The sequence below is a fragment of the Caballeronia sp. LZ043 genome (assembly GCF_031451075.1).
GTDB lineage: Bacteria > Pseudomonadota > Gammaproteobacteria > Burkholderiales > Burkholderiaceae > Caballeronia.
This window is the reverse complement of the sequence record NZ_JARUXT010000004.1, coordinates 1,407,491-1,427,603: the sequence shown is the minus strand read 5'-3', so window position 1 is coordinate 1,427,603 and position 20,113 is coordinate 1,407,491. Positions and strand designations below refer to the sequence as shown.

19 protein-coding genes are annotated in these 20,113 nt (G+C 64.1%); 11 read left to right on the top strand and 8 right to left on the bottom strand.

Annotation, left to right across the window (positions count from 1 at the left end; translation table 11 throughout):
* The first annotated feature begins 48 nt into the window (after positions 1–48).
* The 4 genes from otnI (at position 49) to QCE64_RS33995 (ending at position 4,985) form a co-directional block, all read left to right on the top strand.
* Positions 49–837, top strand: coding sequence for a 2-oxo-tetronate isomerase (gene otnI / locus QCE64_RS34010; protein ID WP_310008512.1), 789 nt, complete (start codon positions 49–51; stop codon positions 835–837).
* Positions 838–850: 13 nt separating this feature from the next.
* Entirely contained in the window at positions 851–1,810 is a 960-nt protein-coding gene (gene denD, locus QCE64_RS34005; protein WP_309927313.1) for a D-erythronate dehydrogenase, read from the top strand.
* A gap of 281 nt (positions 1,811–2,091) precedes the next feature.
* A complete protein-coding gene (locus QCE64_RS34000) occupies positions 2,092–3,195 on the top strand; it encodes a DedA family protein/thiosulfate sulfurtransferase GlpE (RefSeq protein ID WP_310008510.1) in 1,104 nt (367 codons plus the stop codon).
* The gene (locus QCE64_RS33995) at positions 3,192–4,985 is read left to right on the top strand and encodes an FAD-dependent oxidoreductase (RefSeq protein WP_310008508.1); all 1,794 of its coding nucleotides are present in this window, start codon (positions 3,192–3,194) and stop codon (positions 4,983–4,985) included. Before QCE64_RS34000 ends, QCE64_RS33995 begins: the two co-directional genes overlap by 4 nt.
* A 9-nt stretch (positions 4,986–4,994) precedes the next feature.
* On the opposite strand, the gene QCE64_RS33990 is transcribed toward QCE64_RS33995, so the two are convergent.
* Both QCE64_RS33990 and QCE64_RS33985 read right to left on the bottom strand, forming a co-directional pair.
* The gene (locus QCE64_RS33990) at positions 4,995–6,398 is read right to left on the bottom strand and encodes a heavy metal sensor histidine kinase (protein WP_310008506.1); all 1,404 of its coding nucleotides are present in this window, start codon (positions 6,396–6,398) and stop codon (positions 4,995–4,997) included.
* Entirely contained in the window at positions 6,395–7,066 is a 672-nt protein-coding gene (locus QCE64_RS33985; protein ID WP_309818807.1) for a heavy metal response regulator transcription factor, read from the bottom strand. Before QCE64_RS33985 ends, QCE64_RS33990 begins: the two co-directional genes overlap by 4 nt.
* Before the next feature lie 165 nt (positions 7,067–7,231).
* On the opposite strand from QCE64_RS33985, the gene QCE64_RS33980 reads away from it, so the two are divergent.
* The 3 genes from QCE64_RS33980 to QCE64_RS33970 are packed head-to-tail and all read left to right on the top strand — an operon-like array spanning position 7,232 to position 9,255.
* Positions 7,232–7,816, top strand: coding sequence for a cytochrome b/b6 domain-containing protein (locus tag QCE64_RS33980; RefSeq protein WP_309927304.1), 585 nt, complete (start codon positions 7,232–7,234; stop codon positions 7,814–7,816).
* Between the two features lie 3 nt (positions 7,817–7,819).
* Entirely contained in the window at positions 7,820–8,593 is a 774-nt protein-coding gene (locus QCE64_RS33975; protein WP_309818804.1) for a molybdopterin-dependent oxidoreductase, read from the top strand.
* A 50-nt stretch (positions 8,594–8,643) separates the two neighbouring features.
* On the top strand, positions 8,644–9,255 hold the full coding sequence (locus QCE64_RS33970; RefSeq protein ID WP_309927302.1) for a hypothetical protein: 612 nt from the start codon (positions 8,644–8,646) through the stop codon (positions 9,253–9,255).
* A 68-nt stretch (positions 9,256–9,323) separates the two neighbouring features.
* Here QCE64_RS33970 and QCE64_RS33965 read toward each other — a convergent pair whose 3' ends face one another.
* A complete protein-coding gene (locus QCE64_RS33965; protein ID WP_309927300.1) occupies positions 9,324–9,740 on the bottom strand; it encodes a MarR family transcriptional regulator in 417 nt (138 codons plus the stop codon).
* 152 nt (positions 9,741–9,892) lie between these two features.
* On the opposite strand from QCE64_RS33965, the gene QCE64_RS33960 reads away from it, so the two are divergent.
* The 3 genes from QCE64_RS33960 to QCE64_RS33950 all read left to right on the top strand — a co-directional run bounded on the left by QCE64_RS33960 (position 9,893) and on the right by QCE64_RS33950 (position 12,700).
* A complete protein-coding gene (locus QCE64_RS33960; RefSeq protein WP_309927298.1) occupies positions 9,893–11,344 on the top strand; it encodes an NAD-dependent succinate-semialdehyde dehydrogenase in 1,452 nt (483 codons plus the stop codon).
* Positions 11,345–11,572: 228 nt separating this feature from the next.
* Positions 11,573–11,803 carry a hypothetical protein gene (locus QCE64_RS33955; protein WP_309927295.1) on the top strand — a complete coding sequence of 77 codons (231 nt, stop codon included), beginning with the start codon at positions 11,573–11,575 and terminating at the stop codon, positions 11,801–11,803.
* Positions 11,804–11,860: 57 nt separating this feature from the next.
* Complete coding sequence (locus tag QCE64_RS33950; RefSeq protein WP_310008504.1) at positions 11,861–12,700, top strand: DUF1932 domain-containing protein; 840 nt, start codon at positions 11,861–11,863, stop codon at positions 12,698–12,700.
* 4 nt (positions 12,701–12,704) lie between these two features.
* Here QCE64_RS33950 and QCE64_RS33945 read toward each other — a convergent pair whose 3' ends face one another.
* Positions 12,705–14,129 carry a PLP-dependent aminotransferase family protein gene (locus QCE64_RS33945; protein ID WP_310008502.1) on the bottom strand — a complete coding sequence of 475 codons (1,425 nt, stop codon included), beginning with the start codon at positions 14,127–14,129 and terminating at the stop codon, positions 12,705–12,707.
* Between the two features lie 310 nt (positions 14,130–14,439).
* Between QCE64_RS33945 and QCE64_RS33940 the strand changes: the two genes are divergently transcribed.
* Positions 14,440–14,763, top strand: a complete 324-nt coding sequence (locus QCE64_RS33940; RefSeq protein WP_310008501.1) for a DUF2917 domain-containing protein — start codon at positions 14,440–14,442, stop codon at positions 14,761–14,763.
* A gap of 117 nt (positions 14,764–14,880) precedes the next feature.
* Here QCE64_RS33940 and acnA read toward each other — a convergent pair whose 3' ends face one another.
* The 4 genes from acnA to QCE64_RS33920 form a co-directional block, all read right to left on the bottom strand.
* Complete coding sequence (gene acnA / locus QCE64_RS33935; protein ID WP_310008499.1) at positions 14,881–17,598, bottom strand: aconitate hydratase AcnA; 2,718 nt, start codon at positions 17,596–17,598, stop codon at positions 14,881–14,883.
* Between the two features lie 37 nt (positions 17,599–17,635).
* Entirely contained in the window at positions 17,636–19,087 is a 1,452-nt protein-coding gene (locus QCE64_RS33930) for a bifunctional 2-methylcitrate dehydratase/aconitate hydratase (RefSeq protein WP_310008496.1), read from the bottom strand.
* A 34-nt stretch (positions 19,088–19,121) separates the two neighbouring features.
* A complete protein-coding gene (locus QCE64_RS33925) occupies positions 19,122–19,652 on the bottom strand; it encodes a hypothetical protein (protein ID WP_309927281.1) in 531 nt (176 codons plus the stop codon).
* An 89-nt stretch (positions 19,653–19,741) separates the two neighbouring features.
* On the bottom strand, positions 19,742–20,113 hold a 372-nt coding region (locus QCE64_RS33920; RefSeq protein ID WP_310008494.1), incomplete at its 5' end, for a citrate/2-methylcitrate synthase.

Here is a 20,113-nt window from a genome sequence, read left to right as displayed (position 1 = left end):
ACTTCGCAACTTCGCACCTTCGCACCTTCGCAACGGAGACACGAACCCATGCCACGTTTTGCCGCGAATCTCACGATGATGTACACGGAACACGCGTTCCTCGACCGCTTTGCCGCCGCCGCGAAGGATGGCTTCAAGGCGGTCGAGTTCCTGTTTCCGTACGACTATCCGGCCGAGGACATCCGGCAACGCCTGACCGACCACGGTCTCACGCAGGCGCTGTTCAACGCGCCGCCCGGCGACTGGGCCGCGGGCGAGCGCGGCATCGCCTCGCTGCCGGGACGCGAGGCGGAGTTCCGGCAAAGCGTCGCGAAGGGACTGGAATACGCGGCGGTGCTCGGCAACGAGAAACTGCACGTGATGGCCGGCCTCATCAAGCCTGAGGAATCGCGCGAACGGCATCGCGCGGTCTATCTGGCCAATCTGGCCCATGCGGCCGAGGAAGCGCGCAAGGCGGGCATCGGTATCGTGATCGAACCCATCAACACGCGCGACATTCCCGGCTTCTTCCTGAATCGTCAGGACGACGCGCAGGCCATCTGCGAGGAAATCGGCGCGCCGAATGTGCAGGTGCAGTTCGACATCTATCACTGCCAGATTGTCGAAGGCGACATCGCGATCAAGCTCAAGCGCGACATGCAGCGCGCAAACGCGGGCATCGGGCATATCCAGATCGCGGGCGTCCCGGAGCGTCACGAGCCGGACCTGGGCGAACTCAACTATCCGTATCTGTTCGAGCTGATCGACACGCTCGGCTACGCGGGCTTCATCGGCTGCGAGTACAAGCCGAAGGGCGGCACGTCCGCCGGCCTCGGCTGGCTCAAGCCCTATCTGTGAGGAGACGACGCTCATGAAGATCCTGATCACAGGCGGCGCGGGCTTTCTGGGCCAGCGGCTCGCCAGGCGTCTGCTCGAACGCGGCACGCTCGACGGCCAGCCGGTCACCGAACTGGTGTTGCTCGATATCGCGCGGCCGCACGACGAGCGCCTGCTGAACGACCCGCGCGTGCGCGCCGAAACCGGCGACATCTCGGATCCGGCGGTGCTGCGGCGCCATCTCGACCCGCAGACGGAAGCCGTATTCCATCTCGCGGCCATCGTCAGCGGCCAGGCCGAGGCGGACTTCGACCTCGGCATGAAGATCAACCTCGACGCCTCGCGCGCCCTGCTCGAAGTGTGCCGCGCGGCGGGGCACCGGCCGCGCGTCGTGTTCACGAGTTCGGTGGCGGTCTACGGCGGCACATTGCCCGACATCGTTCAGGACGACACCGCGCTCAATCCTCAATCGTCATATGGAACGCAAAAGGCGATTGCCGAATTGCTGCTGTGCGACTACACCCGGCGTGGCTTCGTGGATGGCCGGGTGCTGCGGCTGCCGACCATCAGCGTGCGCCCGGGCAAGCCGAATGCGGCGGCTTCGTCCTTCGCGAGCGGCATCATTCGCGAGCCGCTTAACGGCGAACGCTCGGCGTGTCCCGTCAGCGGCGATACGCGTGTCTGGCTGCTGTCGCCGCAGCGCGCGGTGGAAGCGCTGATTGCGGGCTGCGAGATCGGGCGCGACAGGCTCGGCGACCGGCCGGTGATCAATCTGCCGGGGCTTTCGGTCAGCGTGGACGAGATGATTGCGGCGCTGCGCGAAGTGGCCGGCGAGGACGCGGCGGCGCGCATCGACTTCCAGCGCGACGAGCGCATCGAGAAGATCGTGTACAGCTGGCCGGGTGCATGGGACACCGCGCGCGCCGAAGCGCTGGGGCTCGAAGGGGACGCCGCCTTCGCCGACGTGATCCGCGCCCATATCGCGGATTCCTGATCCCGCGCCGCGTCTTCTTGCGCTGCCCCGGCGTTCGGGGGCAGCGCGACAGCCGTCATGCTTTCGCTCGCATTTCCGGGCTACACTGTTCGCTTATATGTGACGAACGTCGGCCCGGCGCTGCATGCACCGCGTTGAATCACGAGCGTCCGCACGCTCGTTTCTCCGTCGTTTTCATGCTTCCTGCGCTTGTTTTGCGGCTCCTCTGCGGCTGGATTGCGCCCGAGCCGCGCCGTCTCGTCGCCCGGTGATTACGCATCCTTCCCGCGCGGGAGTCTTCCATGTCGTTGCATCATCTCGTCGATCGATTCGGCCCGGCGATCGTGTTTCTCAACGTAATGGGCTCGGCGCTTGGGCTGCCCGTCCCCGCGATGCCGACCATGATCATCGTCGGCGCGTCCATTGCGCTCATGGCGGTAAACGGCGGCGCGTTCTGGCCGCCGCTCGCGGGCGTACTGTGCGTGGCCGTGGCCGGCGGCGTGATCGGCGATCTCGTCTGGTTCCAGGGCGGGCGCAAGTACGGCGACAAGACCCTCAAGACCATCTGCAAGCTGTCCCTCTCGCGCGATACCTGCGTGAAGAAGACCGAACGCTTCTTCGGCCGCTGGGGCGTCCGCGTCCTGCTGGTCGCGAAATTCATTCCGGGCCTCTCGCTGGTGTCGGTGCCGCTCGCCGGCGCCATGGGCGTCAAGCTGCGCAGTTTCATCGTGCATGACGGCGCGGGCGTGGCCTTGTGGGGCATGGTCGGACTGACGGTCGGCGTCGTCTTTGCCGCGCAGCTCGAAATGGTCTTCGCGCTGATCTCGCAGCTCGGGCGCCAGGCGGTGATGGTGGTCGCGGTGTTGCTGGCCGTCTACGTCGCCTATCGCTGGTGGCGGCGCCGCGCGCTCATGGCGACGCTCGAGAAGGCGCGCATCAGCGTCGACGAACTCTATGCGCTGATGAACGACCAGCCGCTGCCGGTGATCTTCGACATCCGCTCGCCCGAGAAACGCATGCTCGATCCCGCCGCGATTCCCGGTTCGCTGTTCGCCGACGAGCGCGATCTCGCGACGATCATCGAGAACTACGACAAGTCGCGCAAGGTCGTCATCTACTGCTCGTGTCCCAACGAAGTCTCGGCGGCATGGATGGCGAAGACGATGCGCAACGCCGGTTTCCGCGACGTCGTGCCGCTCACCGGCGGTCTCGATGCATGGCGCCTCGCCGGTTTCGAAGTCGCGACGCTGACCGAATTCGGCGAGCTCGTCGCGACGACGCCGGAAGAAGTCGCGGAGATGGCCGCGATGTGCCCATGGTCGGTGACGTCGGCGGCATCGGCGGCGACACCATCTAGCGCCTCATCCCTTCATGAAGCTGGTTTGCCACACGGAGATCGCGCATGAGCACCACCCCGTTCGACCATTCCCGTCAGAGCATGCCGAACGTCGTCGCCTGGAGCGCGCGCGAATCGCCCGAGAACCCGAATGTCGTGCCGACGCCCGCCGCCGCGCCGTCCGTCAGCGACGACAACGCGCCGTTCTCGCCGCTCGAAAGCCGCGCGCATCAGATGTTCCCGCGTCTGACCGACGGCGAGATCGAGCGCATGAGCCGCTTCGGCGAGACGTCGCGGTGGCGTCAGGGCGACTGGATGTTCCGCATGGGCGAGACCGGGCGCGGCATGGTGATCGTGCTGAAGGGGCTCGTGCGGGTGACGCGGCGCAATGCGCTCGGCAAGGAGCATCTGGTGGTCGAGCACGGGCCGGGGCACTTCCTGGCCGAAGTGGCGCAACTGTCGGGCAAGCCCTGTCTCGTCGACGGCATGGCGGCCGAGGATGTCGAGGGCATCGTGATTGCGCCGGAGCGGCTGCGGGCGCTGCTGGTGGCGGAGGCGGAACTCGGCGAGCGCATCATGCGGGCGCTGATCCTGCGCCGCGTGGGCTTGATCGAGAAGGGCAGCGGTCCGGTGCTGCTGGGCCAGTCCGACGACGGGCGCCTCGTGTCCCTGCAGGGCTTCCTGCGCCGCAACGGTTATCCGCATACGGTGATCGACGCCTGCGCCGATCCGGACGCGATCGCCTTGCTGGAACGCATCTCGGCCTCCACGGCGGATTTCCCGCTCGTGATCTGTCCGGACGGCACCGTGCTGCGCGCGCCCAGCGAGAACCAGGTGGCGACGCAACTCGGCTGGCTGCCGGAATTCGATTCGGCGCATGTCTACGATGTGGCGATCGTCGGCGCGGGACCGGCGGGCCTGGCGACGGCGGTGTATGCGGCGTCCGAGGGCTTGTCGGTGGCGGTATTCGATTGCCGCGCGCCGGGCGGCCAGGCGGGCGCGAGTTCGCGCATCGAGAACTATCTCGGCTTTCCCACCGGCATCTCCGGCCAGGCGCTGGCCGGGCGTGCCTTCGTGCAGGCGCAGAAGTTCGGCGCCCACATTGCGATCCCGACGAAGATCAAGTCGCTGCACTGCGATTGCGCGCCGATCCAGATCGAACTGGAGAACGGCACGCGCGTCACGTCGCAGACGGTGGTGATTGCGTCGGGCGCGGCGTATCGGCGGCCCGATATCGACGGGCTCGAACGCTACGAAGGGCATGGCACGTATTACTGGGCGTCGCCGGTCGAGGCGAAGCTGTGCAAGAACTCGGAGGTGGTGCTGGTCGGCGGCGGCAATTCGGCGGGACAGGCCGTGGTGTACCTGGCAACGCACGCGAAGCACGTGCACGTGCTGATTCGCGGCGCGGGGCTGGCGGCGAGCATGTCGCACTATCTGGTGGAGCGCATCCGCTCGCTGCCGAACGTGACGGTGCGTACGCATACGCAGATCACGTCGCTCGAGGGCGATGGCCGCGCGTTGAACGCGATCCATTGCAAGACGCCGGACGGCCCGCTCACGCTCGACTCGCGGCATCTCTTCCTGTTCACCGGCGCGGATCCCAACACGGACTGGCTGCGCAACTGCAATGTGAACGTCGATGGCAAGGGTTTCGTGCTGACCGGGCCGGAAGCGCATGAAGGCCGCACCGAGGGCGTGATGGCGCTGGAGACGAGCGTGCCGGGCGTGTTTGCCATCGGCGACGTGCGGTCCAGTTCCACCAAGCGCGTCGCGGCGGCGGTGGGAGAAGGCGCGGCGGTCGTTTCGCAGATCCACGGCTTGCTGGCGAAGCGCCAGGCGCTGGCCGTGCCGGTGTGACAGGCGCTTCTAGTTGGCCGACGGAAAGCGCAGCGTGAACTCGATCCACCCGTCGCCGGGGGATTCGACGGACGCGCTGCCGCCGTGCAGCCGCATGATCGCCTGCACGATCGAGAGCCCCAGCCCGCTCGATTCCGTGAACTCGCTGCGCGCCGCATCCCCGCGATAGAACCGGTCGAACAGCTTGCCGAGTTCTTCCGGGCCGATATCGCCATCCACCTGATTGCGCACTTTCAGCACCGCGCCGGCCGCGTCCGCGTGTCCATGCAGACGCACGACGGAACCCGCCGTCGCGTAGCGCACCGCATTCACGACCACATTGCCCACCGCCCGGCGGCACATGATTGCGTTCGCAACCATTTCGCCGCTCGCGTCGATATCGAAGCGAATACGCCGCTCGTCCGCAATGCCTTCGAAGTAGGTGCAGATCGTGTCGAGCTCGTCGTGAATGTCTAGCCGCTCGCGCTCGATGCGTTGTTCTCCATGATCCGCCTGCGCAAGGAACAGGATGTTCTGCGCGATACGCGCGAGCCGTTCGAGTTCTTCGAGATTCGATTCGAGCACGTTGCGATATTCGGCAACGTTGCGCTCGTGCGCGAGCGTGACCTGCGTCTCGCCGATCAGCACGCCGATAGGCGTGCGCAGTTCGTGCGCGAGATCGGCGGAGAACTGCAGCAGGCGCTCATAACCATGTTCGAGTCTATCCAGCATGGCGTTGAACGACGCGGCGAGACTCTGCAACTCGGCGGGCGCATGCGCCACGTCGAGCCGCGCGGACAGCCGGTCCGGCGCGATTTCCGCGGCCTTGTCCGCCATCAGCTTGAGCGGTTGGAGACCGCGACTCGTGACCCACCAGGCGAGCAGCATCGTGACGAGCGCCGCGCCGATCACGTTGAGCCAAACACGCTCCAGATAGACCGACAGCACGCGCGCTTCCTGCGTCATCACGTGCGCCGCGATGATCTCCACGACTTCGCCGTTATCGCCGATGCGCGCCTGCGCGCCGACCCAGCGCATGCGCACGCCGTCGGCGCGGGTTCCTTCGTAAAGATCGTCCAGGCCGATAGGCCTTGTCACCGGCACGACGTGCAGAGGCGGCAAGGACATCTGTTCCGGATTGACGTTGATGAACGGCGCCGATCCCGCGCGCCTGAACAGGATCACGTCCTGCCGGTCGCCCAGCATGGTTTCGAAGAGCCGTGGCCGAGCCTCGATTTCCTTGATCGTATAGAGATCGTGCAGCAGCGAGCGGAAATGCTCGACCCGCCCGATCAACTGATAATCCGCGCGCGTGGAGAGCGCCTGGTTCGTCGCGTGATAGAGCGCCGCCGAGACCATGGCCAGCACGATGCACACGATCACGACGAACGACAGCGCGATGCGTACCGCGAGTGAGCGCGACTGCCGCTTCAAGGATTCTCCCCGAACGAATAACCGATGCTGCGCACCGTGTGGATCAGCTTGAGCTCGAACGGGTTATCGAGCTTCGCGCGCAGGCGCTTGATGGCGACATCGACCACGTTGGTGTCGCTGTCGAAGTTCATGTCCCACACTTCGGAGGCGATCAGCGTGCGCGAGAGCGCTTCGCCCTGATGCTTGCAGAACAGATGCAGCAGCGCGAATTCCTTGTTGGTCAGCGCGATGTCGGCGCCCTGGCGCGTCACCTTGCGGCGCAGGACATCCACGTGCAGGTCCGCGATCTGGAAGGTATCCGACTCGCGCATCACGCCTCGCCGCAGCAGCGTGCGGATGCGCAGCACCAGTTCCGTGAAGGAGAACGGCTTGACGAGGTAGTCGTCCGCGCCGAGTTCGAGTCCGTGGATGCGGTCCGTCACGTGATCGCGCGCAGTCAGAAAAATGACAGGCAGGTCACGTTTCGCACGCAACGCGGCCATGACCTGCCAGCCGTCGATGCCGGGCAGCATCACGTCGAGCACGATCAGCTCGTACGGGTTCGCGAGCGCCTGATGCAGCCCGTCCGTGCCGTTGCGCACGAGCTCGACCTGATAACCGGACTCGATGAGCCCTTTTTTCAGGTAGTCGCCGGTCTTGCGGTCGTCTTCGATAACGAGGATGGTCATGCTCGCGCTGCGCGGGGTTCGGGTTCGGATGAATTGACGACATTCTAGCCAGAGCCCGTCCGCTGACCGCCAAGAATGACAAAAAAGTCATTGAAGGGTCATCGATCATTCAGCGCGGCGTGGCTAACATGCCTGCACATTGTTTCGCCATTCGCGAGGAAACCCGTGCAAGTACAACCGCTCTGGCTGCGCATCACGCACTGGCTCAACGCCTTCGCCGTCTTGATCATGGTGACGAGCGGCTGGCAGATCTACAACGCCTCGCCGATCTTCAAGTCGCTCACCTTTGCTCCGGCCATCACGCTGGGCGGCTGGCTCGGCGGTGCGCTGCAATGGCATTTCGCGGCGATGTGGCTGCTGGTCGCGAACTTCATCGTCTATCTCGCGATGAACCTCTTCACGGGCCGCCTGCGCCGCCGCATGTTCCCGCTGTCGATCAGGAGCATCTTCACGGACGCGCTGGCCGCCGTACGCGGCAAGCTCGGCCATGACGACCTCACGCATTACAACGCCGTGCAGAAGTTCGCTTATCTCGCGGTCATCGTGGACATCGTGATCGTGATTCTGTCGGGGCTGGCGGTGTGGAAGTCCGTGCAGTTCCCGTTGTTGCGTGCGTTGATGGGCGGCTATGACAACGCCCGCATCGTGCATTTCTTTGGCATGAGCTTCCTGGTGGCGTTCTTCGTGGTGCACGTCGCGATGGTCGCGCTCGTGCCGCGCTCGCTCGTGCTGATGATTCGAGGCCGCTGATCCATGTCGCTGAAACTGTTCAAATCGAGACCCGACGCCGACCTCATCATCAAGGACGCGGCGAAGGAACTGAAGGCGCCCGCGCGCCGTCTGTTCGGCAAGCGCATTCTTTCGCTCGGCGGCCTGGCGATGCTCTCCGGTTGCAACATCACCGACGACAAGTCCGTCAACGCCATGCTGCGGCGCATCTCGTCCTTCAACGACGACGTGCAGGCGCTGCTGTTCGATCCGAACGCGCTCGCGCCCACGTATCCCGAGTCGATGATCACGCGGCCGTTTCCGTTCAACGCGTTCTATGACATCGACGAAGTGCCCGAAGTCGATCCGGCCGCGTACAAGCTCGAGATCGGCGGCAGGGTGAAGGGCAAGCGCGTCTGGACGCTCGACGAACTGCACGCGCTGCCGCAGGAAAGCCAGGTGACGCGGCATATCTGCATCGAGGGCTGGAGCGCGATCGGCAAGTGGGGCGGCGTGCGCTTCGCGAACGTCCTCGCTCGCGCCGGTGCGGATACCAGCGCGAAGTACGTGGCCTTCCATTGCGCCGACAACTATTCGACGAGCATCGACATGCCCACTGCGCTGCATGCGCAGACGCTGCTGACGCTGACCTATGACGGGCAGATCCTGCCGCCCAAGTATGGTTTTCCGATGAAGCTGCGCATGCCGACCAAGCTCGGCTACAAGAATCCGAAGCATATTGTCGCGATCACCGTGACCAACGATTACCCCGGCGGCTATTGGGAGAACCAGGGCTACAACTGGTTCGGCGGGTCCTGATCGCCGTGTTCCGCTCAACGCTTCAGCTTCGATTAACCCAAGGAGATTGCATGTCGATCCGCATGAAACTCGGCGTCAGCATCGTGACGCTCGCACTCGCTTCCGCCGCCTTTGCCCAGGCGCCCGCCGCCAAACCCACGCGCATTCGCGGCGATATCGTGTCGCTGTCGGGCGATACGCTGACTGTGCATCGCAAGAGCGGCGACACCGTGAAGATCGCGGTGAAGTCGGACACGCCCGTCACCGCGCTGAAGAACATCAAGCTGCAGGACATCAAGCCGGGTTCGTTCGTCGGCACGGCGGCGATGACCGGCACGGACGGCAAGCTCACCGCCACCGAAGTGCTGGTGTTCCCGGAAGCGGCGCGCGGCACCGGCGAAGGTCACTATGACTGGGATCTCGGCCCGAAGAGTTCGATGACCAACGCGAACGTCGACCAGGTGGTGCAGGGCACGAGCGGCCGCGACCTGAAGCTCTCGTACAAGGGCGGTTCGAACTCGGTGACGGTGCCGGAGAACGTGCCGGTCGTGACCTTCTCGCCTGCAACGCATGACGACCTCAAGCCGGGCAAGAAGGTGTTCGTCGTGGCGAGCCCGGCGGGCTCGGACTTCGCGGCGCAGCGTATCGTGGTCGAGAAGGATGGTGTCGTGCCGCCGATGTAAGCGGCTTGTGCTTCGAATGCCCCATGAATGCCCGCTGGAGCCATCCGGCGGGCATTTTTTTCAACGGCTCATTCCAGCGATGCACGCAGATGACGGACGCTCGTCACCGTGTCGTCGAACTGCGATGTGCCGAGCTTGCGCTTGATGCGGCGCGTCACTTCGGCGCTCGCCGTGCCGATGCGCTTCATCACGGCATGCGCGGCATCGGTGGGATGGATCGCGGATTCGCGGCCGTCGCTTTCAGTGGACCAGCGCTCGACGAGTCCGAGCTGCTGTAGTCCGTCGAGCGTGCGTGTGGCCGTGGGGCGCGAGATAGCAAGGGCATCGGCGAGATTGCTTTGCAACAGACCGGGATGATCGACGACGGCGCGCAGCATGAAAGCCTGCGACGGCGTGAGTCCGAAGGGCTTGAATGCTTTTGCCCACTCGCGTTCGAGCGAGCGGGCCAGCGCGGTCGTGTTGAAATAAAGGCATTGGTCGAACATACGGTTCACCGTGAAGTCATGTGATTCGCTCTGCAACTATCAGTGGGGCGGGGTTCATCGGCAGATTTTACGCGTTCGCGATAAGATGGCCGCCTGCGTTTTTGATCCTGGGCAACTTTGCGTTGCGCCGCTCCACTCTCAAGGAGACATGCATGAGCAACACTCGTTCCGACCTTCCTGCTTATCCGAACGTCCAGCTGTATATCGATGGCGCGTGGCGCAACGGCTCGCGCGACACGGCCGTGATCAATCCGGCAAGCGAAGCCGAGATTGGCCGCCTGGCGCTGGCCGGAGAGTCAGAACTGGCGCTCGCGGCGGACGCAGCCGCGCGCGGCTTCAAGGAATGGCGCAAGGTTTCGCCTTACGAGCGCAGCAAGATCATGCGCCGCGCCGCGCAGATCATTCGTGAACGCGCGGCCGACATCGCCGCGATCATGACGATGGAACAGGGCAAACCCCTGGGCGAAGCGCGCATCGAGACGCTTTCGGCCGCCGACATCATCGAATGGTTCGCCGAGGAAGGGCGCCGCACCTATGGCCGCGTGATCCCGTCGCGCGCGGATGCGGTGCGTCAGATCGTCACGCGCGAGCCGGTCGGTCCGGTGGCCGCGTTCACGCCGTGGAACTTCCCGATCAATCAGGCAGTGCGCAAGGTATCGGCGGCGCTCGCGGCAGGCTGCTCGGTCGTGCTGAAAGGCCCGGAGGAAACCCCCGCGAGCTGCGCAGCGCTCGTTCAAGCCTATGCCGATGCAGGCGTGCCCGCCGGCGTCGTCAACCTCGTGTTCGGCGTGCCCGCCGATGTCTCGAAGTACCTGATCGCGCATCCGGTCATCCGCAAGATCTCGTTCACCGGCTCCACGCCGGTGGGCAAGCTGCTCGCATCGATGGCGGGCGAGCACATGAAGCGCGTGACGATGGAACTCGGCGGTCATGCGCCGGCCATCGTGTTCAAGGACGCCGACATTCCGCGTGCCGCGAAGATGCTGGCCGGCGCAAAGTTCCGCAACGCGGGGCAGGTGTGCATCTCGCCGACGCGATTTCTCGTCGAAGAAGCCGTCTATGAAGAGTTCGTGCATCACTTCGTCGCCACGGCCAGCGCCGTGAAGGTCGGCAACGGTCTGGAAGACGGCGTGCAGATGGGCCCGCTTGCCAATGGCCGTCGTCTGGAGGCCATGGAGCGGCTGGTCGCCGATGCGCGCGAACACGGCGCGAAGGTGCTGACGGGCGGCGAGCGCGTCGGCCGTGAAGGTTACTTCTTCGCGCCGACCGTGCTCACCGACGTACCGATGAGCGCCCGCATCATGACCGAAGAGCCGTTCGGCCCGATCGCGCCGATCGCTTCGTTCAGCTCGTATGACGAAGTGATCGCCGAGGCGAACCGCCTGCCTTACGGTCTTGCTGCCTATGGCTATACGAGCTCGGCGGCCACGTCCGCTGCGTTCGCCGACGATATCGAAAGCGGCATGGTGTCGATCAACCATCATGGCCTCGGCATGCCCGAGACGCCGTTCGGCGGCGTGAAGGATTCCGGCTACGGTTCGGAAGGCGGCAGCGAAGCGATGGAAGCGTATCTCGTCACGAAGTTCGTCACGGAACATCGTTGAATCGTTAAATTGCAGCGAATGTGCTGCATGAAAGCGGCCTCGTCGAGGCCGCTTTTTTTATGGCTCGTGCGTTGTAAGCGGCATCGCAAGGTCCATGCAATACGAGTTGGTTTCAGAAGTGTAACCACGTAACGCACGGAAAAATATGCGTAGCCGAATTGCCAGCTTCACTCTCTAGGATGACATCGGGACACGCGTGATCTGCCCGTCCTGTTCCTGGAGAATCGCATGCTGAGCCCTCACGAACTATCCACGCTGCTGCTGATCCAGCGCTCACCTCATCTGGTCGAGGCGGCCGGCTTTCATACGGTACGTCTGCGTCAGGAGGCGTTGATCGAGATGACGCGTCTGCCGAGCGGTCACGCGCTGCCCTCGCTGACACCGAAAGGCCGGGACATGCTGCTGCGGCTCGGCGCACTGCGCGGTCAGGCGCCTCACGATCACGATGAGACCAGGTAGCGCGAGCGGTCCCAAAGCGGCGAGGGTATGCTGTGGTTCGACCCCGACACATGGAGCATGCAAGTGACTGATGCGAAGAAACCGACTGTCGCGCTGCTCGGCGCGGGCAATATGGGATCCGCGGTGGGACATGCGCTGACGCAGGGCGGCGCGCAGGTCTTCACGTCGCTCGAAGGCCGCAGCGCCGCGAGTGCGAAGCGGGCACAGGAAGCCGGCATGCGCGACGCCAGCCTGGACGAACTCGCCACGTGCGACTTCATCCTGTCGGTCGTGCCGCCGGCGGTGGCCGTGGAGACTGCGCGGCGTCTCGCACCGGCGCTCGAACGCGCCTCGCGCAAATCCGTCTACGTCGATTGCAACGCGATCAATCCCGACACGGTCCGGACGGTGGCTCAGGTGCTCGATCCGTCGGGCACGCCGTTCGTCGATGGCGCGATCATCGGTCTGCCTGCCGCGCCGAAGTTCTACCTGTCCGGCCCGCATGCGCCGGACGCGCAGCCGCTTGGCGAAGCGGGCCTCGTCATACACGTGCTCGATGGTCCGATCGGTGCGGCATCGGCGCTCAAGATGTCGTACGCGGGCATCACGAAGGGACTGACGGCAATCGGTTCGGCGATGTCGCTGGCCGCGATGCGCAACGGCGCCGGCGACGCGCTCTTCGCCGAACTGACCGAGAGCCAGCCCGCGCTCGCCGCATGGCTTTCGCGCAATGTGCCGCGCATGCCGCCGAAGGCGTATCGCTGGGTGGCGGAGATGGAAGAGATTGCGCAGTTCATCGGCGAGGAGTTCGCCGAGCATCGCGTGTATGAAGGCGCCGCCGGACTTTACGCGCGGCTCGCGAAGGATCGCGACGCCACCGATGCGCTCGAACGCTTCTTCGCCGAGCGGGACAAATGACAGCCTAGTTCCCGGCGATGGCCTGCTCCGTCATCGCCGCGAAGAAGTGTCCCGCGCGGCGATCGCCGGCATAGGCCGAATTGATGCGTACCCACGGACTCACTTCGCCGTTCGGCCGATAGTAGCTGCCGGGCGCAAGCGTCACCCCGAACTCGAGGGCGGCTTTCACGAGAACCGTCGAATCCTCGATGCCCGGCACTTTCGCCCAGACGAAATTGCCGCCGCTTGGTTCATCGAACACATCCCAGCCATGGCTTTCGAGCGTCTGCACCGCGCTCGACAGCGAATCGCGCACGCGCTTCCTCAGGCGCTCCAGATACTTGCGATAGGTGCCGCGTTCGAGCAGGCTGGCCGCGACGCTTTCCGCAAAGCGCGAGCCGCCGAGGCTCGTCAGCACCTTGACGTCGACGAGATTCTTCACCAGTTCGCGATTCGCCGCGAGATAGCCGATACGCAGCGACGACGACAGCGTCTTCGACAGGCCGCCCACATAGATCACGCGATCGAGCTGGTCGAGCGAGGCGAGCCGTTGCGTCGGCACGGCCTGGAAGTCGGCGTAGATGTCGTCCTCGACGATTGAGAAGCCATGCTGGGTCGCCAGTTGCAGCAGCTTGAACGCCACCTGCGGTGCGATGTTGGTCGCGGTCGGGTTCTGGAAGACCGTGTTGACGAAGAAGAGCTTCGGCTGATGCTGCTTGAGGAGCGCCTCGGCGGCGTCGATGTCCGGTCCGTTCGCGAGCCGCGGCACGCCGACCAGCCGCACGCCTTGCAGCTTCAAGAGACCGAAGAGGTTGTAGTAGCCCGGATCCTCGACGAACACGGTGTCGCCGGGCTTCAGCATGTAGCGCACGACCAGGTCGAGCGCCTGGCTGGCGCCGCTCGTGAGCATCACGTTGGGCAGGTCCGCGTCGATGCCGAGCGCGTTGATGCGCATCACGATCTGTTGCCGCAGACCCGTGTCGCCGTGAGGCAGGGCATAGTCGATCACGCTCGATACGTCGCTGCGCGAGGCCTGCCGGATGGCCTGCGTGAGACCGTCCACCTCGCGCCATGCTTCCGGAATGAAGCCGCTCGACAGCTTCAGCGTCTCGCCGGGGTAGTTGAACTGCTGAAGGATCTGGGTGGATTCCTCTTCCGCCAGACGCGGATTGCAGTTGCCGGCGCTGCTGTCGCGCTCCTCGACGTGATTCGCCACGTAGAAGCCCGAGCCGTGCTTCGGCTGGATCAATCCTCGCGAGGCGAGCCGGTCATATGCCTCGATCACCGGAAAGCGGCTGATGTGCTGCTCCGCCGCGAGCTGGCGGATGGACGGCAGCTTGGCGCCGGCCAGTACGCGGCGCGAGCGGATCATCGTCTCGATCTGGCTGACGATCTGCTCGGTGAGCGGCACGCCGGTGCCGCCGTCGATATGAAGCGGAAGCGCGTTCATGGTGTTCCAAAGTGTTCAGTGAGTCTGAGTGAACAGTTGTGATTTTGCTGTTCAGCCGTGTCATTGCGCCATTCGAACGCATCCTAAAACCGCCGTCAAGACTGGCCAGACGGATGATGACGCACTTTTCAATTGTCAAAACGTTTTCAAACTGTTCGGCCAAATTAGCTTAACAGTTCCGCTGCAACTGTTCATAACTGTACATTCAAGCTGTTCGGAATCGGTCGAATAATGGCATCAACGGTTGCTTCCTGCTCGAACTGCATGAACGGAGGTGGCCTTCCGAAACGTGAACAGAAGGAGCGGCATCATGCGTGAAATTCGGACATTCGAACTGGACGGGCGCGAAGCGGCTGCGCGCTGGGTCATCGACCGGCCTCAAACGCTGCGTGTCACGCGCGGCCAGATCTGGCTGACCATCGAAGGCCAGACGGACGATCACTGGCTGGGCGCGGGCGACTTGGTCGAGTTGCCGCCTTATACGACGATCTGGGTCAGCGGCAACCGGGAGGCGAGCTGGTTCTCGCTGGCTTCGACTTCCGCGCCTGTGCGCACGCGCGGTCCCGGCGACATGATGCGGGCGTGGTTCGGTCGTCGTGCGCAGCCGGCGAGGCTTGCCGCGATCAAGACATGACGGCGAGCACGGCAGCGAACGCGACAGCAGCCACGAAGGCGAAAAAAAACCCGGCCGAGGCCGGGTCCAATGTTCCCGCGCTCTTTCGAGCGCGGTCACCTGCAAAACAAGCGTAGTCTACGCTGCGAGCAGCGAACGCAGCACAAACGGCAGAATGCCGCCGTGCTTGTAGTAGTCCACCTCGATCGGCGTGTCGATACGCAGCAGAACCTGCACGCGATCTTCCTTGCCGTCCTTGCGATGGATCACCAGCGTGACTTCCTGCTGCGGCTTGAAGTCGTCGCCGAGCCCTTCGACGTCATAGGTTTCCTCGCCCGTGATGTTCAGCGACTGGATGCTGTCCGAGCCCTTGAACTGCAGCGGCAGCACGCCCATGCCCACCAGGTTCGAGCGGTGGATCCGTTCGAAGCTGCGCGCCACCACGGCCTTCACGCCGAGCAGTTGCGTGCCCTTCGCGGCCCAGTCGCGCGACGAGCCCGTGCCGTATTCCTCGCCCGCGAAGACGATGGTCGGCGTATCGGCTTCGATGTACTTCATCGCCGCGTCGTAGATTGACAACTGTTCGCCGCTCGGCTGATGCAGCGTCAGGCCGCCTTCCACGCGCGTGCCGTCCGGCTTGGCCGGGATCATCAGGTTCTTGATGCGCACGTTCGCGAAGGTGCCGCGCATCATCACGTCGTGATTGCCGCGGCGCGAGCCGTAGCTGTTGAAGTCGGCCTTCTGCACGCCGTTCGCCTTCAGCCACACGCCCGCCGGCGACGTTTCCTTGATCGAACCCGCCGGGCTGATGTGGTCGGTCGTCACCGAGTCGCCGAAGATGCCGAGCGCACGCGCGCCCTTCACGGCGGGAATCGAGTCGGCCGGCTTCATCGAGAAGTCGCTGCCGAAGAACGGCGGCTCGGCAATGTACGTCGACTTCGGCCAGTCATAGACCTGCCCGCTTTCGCCCGCGATCTTGCTCCACAGGTCGCCGTCCTTCGTGAGCTGCGAGTAGTTCTCGCGGAACGCCTTCGCGTCGAGCGCGAACTTCAGCAGCGCGTGGACTTCGTCGCTGGTCGGCCAGATGTCGCCGAGATAGATGTCGCGGCCGTCCTTGCCCTTGCCGACCGGCTCCGTCATCAGGTCGCGCGTGATGTTGCCCGCGATGGCATACGCCACGACCAGCGGAGGCGACGCCAGGAAGTTGGCGCGGATGTTCGGGTGAATGCGCGCCTCGAAGTTGCGGTTGCCCGACAGCACGGCCGCCGCGACGATATCGTTCTTCACGATGGCGTCATTCAGTTCCGGCGTCAGGTCGCCCGCGTTGCCGATACACGTCGTGCAGCCATACGCGGCGAGCGTGAAGCCGAGCTGGTCGAGATAGGTCAGCAGGCCGGTCTTCGTCAGGTATTCGGTGACGATGCGCGATCCCGGCGCCAGCGACGTCTTGATGTGCGGCGCCACCGTCAGGCCGGCTTCGACGGCCTTCTTCGCGAGCAGGCCGGCGGCGAGCAGCACGCTCGGGTTCGACGTGTTCGTGCACGAGGTAATCGCGGCGATCAGCACGTCGCCGTTCTTGACGTCGACGCCGTCGGTGGTCGTGTATTGCGTGTCGAGTTCGGCGGCCTTCTTGTTGAAGCCGTTTTCACCGACCGGCTTCGAGAACAGATCGACGAAGTTGCTCTTCACGTTGCCGATTTCGATGCGGTCCTGCGGACGCTTCGGACCCGCGAGTGACGGCGCCACCGTGCTCAGATCGAGCGTCAGCGTCTTGGTGTAGTCGATGTCGCCGGCCTTCGGCACACCCCACAGCTTCTGCGCCTTGAAGTACTTCTCGAACGCGGCGATTTCGGCGTCGGTGCGGCCCGTGCCCTTGAAGTAGTCGATGGTTTTTTCATCGACCGGGAAGAAGCCCATGGTCGCGCCGTACTCGGGCGCCATGTTGCCGATGGTCGCGCGATCCGGCACGCCGATCGACGCCGTGCCTTCGCCGAAGAACTCGACGAACTTGCCGACGACCTTCTCCTTGCGCAGCATTTCGGTGATGGTCAGCACGAGGTCCGTTGCCGTGCAGCCTTCGCGCAGCTTGCCCTTCAGCTCGACGCCGACCACGTCCGGCGTCAGGAAGTAGACCGGCTGGCCGAGCATGCCCGCTTCCGCCTCGATGCCGCCCACGCCCCAGCCCACCACGCCGATGCCGTTGATCATCGTCGTGTGCGAGTCGGTGCCGACGAGCGTGTCCGGGTAGTAGACCGTGTCCTTGCCTTCGCCCTTCTTGTGGACGCCGCGCGCGAGGTATTCGAGGTTCACCTGGTGCACGATGCCGATGCCCGGCGGCACGACCTTGAAGGTATCGAACGCCTGCATGCCCCACTTCATGAACTGGTAGCGCTCGTTGTTGCGCTGGAATTCCAGCTTCATGTTCAGGTCGAGCGCGTTGGGTTCGCGGAAGTGATCGATCTGCACCGAGTGATCGACGACGAGATCCACCGGCACGAGCGGCTCGATGGCCTTCGGATCCTTGCCCGCGCGCTGGGCGACGCCACGCATGGCGGCGATGTCGGCGAGCAGCGGCACGCCGGTGAAATCCTGCAGCACGACGCGCGCGACGACGAACGGAATTTCATCGACGCGCGAAGCGTTCGGCTTCCAGTTCGCGAGTTGCTCGATGTGCTCTTCCGAGATCTTCTTGCCGTCGTAGTTGCGCAGCACCGATTCGAGCACCAGACGAATCGAAACCGGCAGGCGCTGGATCTTGATCTTCAGCGCGTCGCCGAGTTGCGGCAGCGAGTAAAACTTGGCTTTGCCGGAACCGCTGTCGAATTCCTTGAGCGTGTTGTGGAGATTGTGGGCCATGTTGTTTTCCTTGGGCTGGACGAGGAAATTGCGCTGCTTAAATCACGTACAAATCGACATATTCATGCACCGGCATGGCTTCGAGCCGTGCCTGGTCGAGCGATGCCGCGAGGATCGCCTGTTGTTGCTTCTGCGGAAAGCGGCGCGCCAGGTTCGTCCTGAACTTCTCGACGAGCAGCGGAATGCCTTCCGCGCGGCGGCGTTTGTGACCGATCGGATACTCGACTGCAATCTCGTTCAGCCGCGAGCCGTCATTGAACTCGACAGTGAGCGCATTGGCAATCGAGCGCTTGTCCGGGTCGTGATAGTCCTTCGTGTACTGCGGGTCTTCCACGCAGGTCATCTTGCCGCGCAAGACGTCGATGCGCGGATCCTGCGCGATGGTGTCTTCGTAATCGGCGGCGGTGAGACGGCCGAAGATCAGCGGCACGGCGATCATGTACTGGATGCAGTGATCGCGGTCGGCCGGATTGTTCAGCGGACCCTGCTTGTCGATGATGCGCAGCGCCGCTTCGTGCGTGCGAATGGTGATGCGGCTGATGTCGTCCACCGACTTGCCGGCATCCTTCAGCATGCCGTGCAGCGTCATGGCCGCTTCCACGGCGGTCTGCGCGTGGAATTCGGCCGGGAACGAGATCTTGAAAAGGACGTTCTCCATCACGTACGAGCCGTACGGACGCTGGAAACTGAACGCGTTGCCCTTGAAGAGCACGTCATAGAAGCCCCAGGTCTTCGCCGTCAGCACCGACGGATAGCCCATCTCGCCGGTCTTCGCGATCAGCGCGAGACGCACGGCGCGCGAGGTGGCGTCGCCGGCCGCCCATGACTTGCGTGAACCGGTGTTCGGCGCGTGCCGATAGGTGCGCAGCGAATGACCATCGACGAAAGCGAGCGAGACGGCATTGATGAGCTCGTCGCGCGTGAGGCCGATCATCTGGCCGACCACGACGGTGGAAGCGACCTTCACGAGCAGCACGTGATCGAGACCGACCTTGTTGAACGAATTCTCCAGCGCGATGCAGCCCTGGGTTTCATGCGCCTTGATCATCGCGATCAGGACGTCTTTCATTCTGAGCGGCGGCTTGCCGGCGGCGATCGCGCTGCGCGAGAGCCAGTCGGCGGTGGCGAGGATGCCGCCCAGATTGTCCGACGGATGGCCCCATTCGGCGGCCAGCCAGGTGTCGTTGAAGTCGAGCCAGCGGATCATCGCGCCGATGTTGAACGCGGCCTGAACCGGGTCGAGCTGGAACTGCGTGCCGGGCACCTTTGCGCCGTGCGGGACGATCGTGCCCGGCACGATGGGTCCCAGCAGCTTGGTGCAGGCGGGGTAGGAAAGGGCTTCGAGTCCGCAACCGAGCGTGTCGATCAGGCAGTTGCGCGCGGTCTCAAGCGCAAGCGTGCTGTCGATACGAGTGTTGAGGACATAGTCGACCATGTCGACCAGTACCTTGTCCGGATCGGGCCGGACCGTGGAGATCGGTGCGGACATCGAAGATTTTCCTGTTGATGCGCGCTCAGCCGCCTTACTGCGCAGGCTTGATCAGCGCGTTCGACTGCGTGGGTGCGGCGCCGCCGGCGGCCATTTCGGCCGTCATGCATTCATCGGCGAGACGCGACGAATCCTTGTCGGAGAAGAGCATTGCCTTCGTCGGGATCACCACAAGATCCATGCCCGATGCCGAATCGTGGAAACGGTCGGCGCCGGTCGTCGTGTCCTGACGCGGCAGGCGGTAGTCCTTCTTAGCCCAGTTCACCGTGACGATGGTGTCACGCTTCATGTCGCCTTTCAGATAGAAAGAATTGCCGTCCTTGCAGGACCATTTCACTGCGCCGTCCGGAATCGGATCGACTTTCGCTGCCGCGGCGGCTTCGGCCTTCGGGCTGCGCTTGATGAGACGTCGTGCGGGGGCGGGACGCTTGGCGGTCGTCTTGGCCGTGGCCTTGGCCTTGCCCGATTCGGTGGTGGTCGCGGTCGCGGCGAAAGCGCCGGCGCTGACGAAGAGGCTCGTCGTAGCCAGCGTGCCGGCGATTGCAGCGATCAAAATTTTATTCATCGATAAAACCTTTCAAAAACATTGGGTTGAATGGCGGTTCTGCCGCGCGGGGTGACCCTGTCCTCGCAGGATCTGACCCACGCAGCCCGCTATTTTCGCTTATTTAGCGACACGAACTTCAAATTCTCCGGTCCCGTGTAATTCGCGCTCGGCCGGATGATCTTGTTGTCGATGCGTTGCTCGATGATGTGCGCGCTCCATCCCGACGTGCGCGAGATCACGAACAGCGGCGTAAACATGGCCGTGGGCACGCCCATCATGTGATACGACACGGCGCTGAACCAGTCGAGATTGGGGAACATCTTCTTCGCGTCCCACATGACCGTTTCAAGGCGCTCGGCGATGCTGAAAAGCTTGGTGTCGCCCGCTTCCTTCGAGAGCTTCTTCGCGACTTCCTTGATGACCTTGTTGCGCGGGTCCGAGATCGTGTACACCGGATGCCCGAAGCCGATCACCACTTC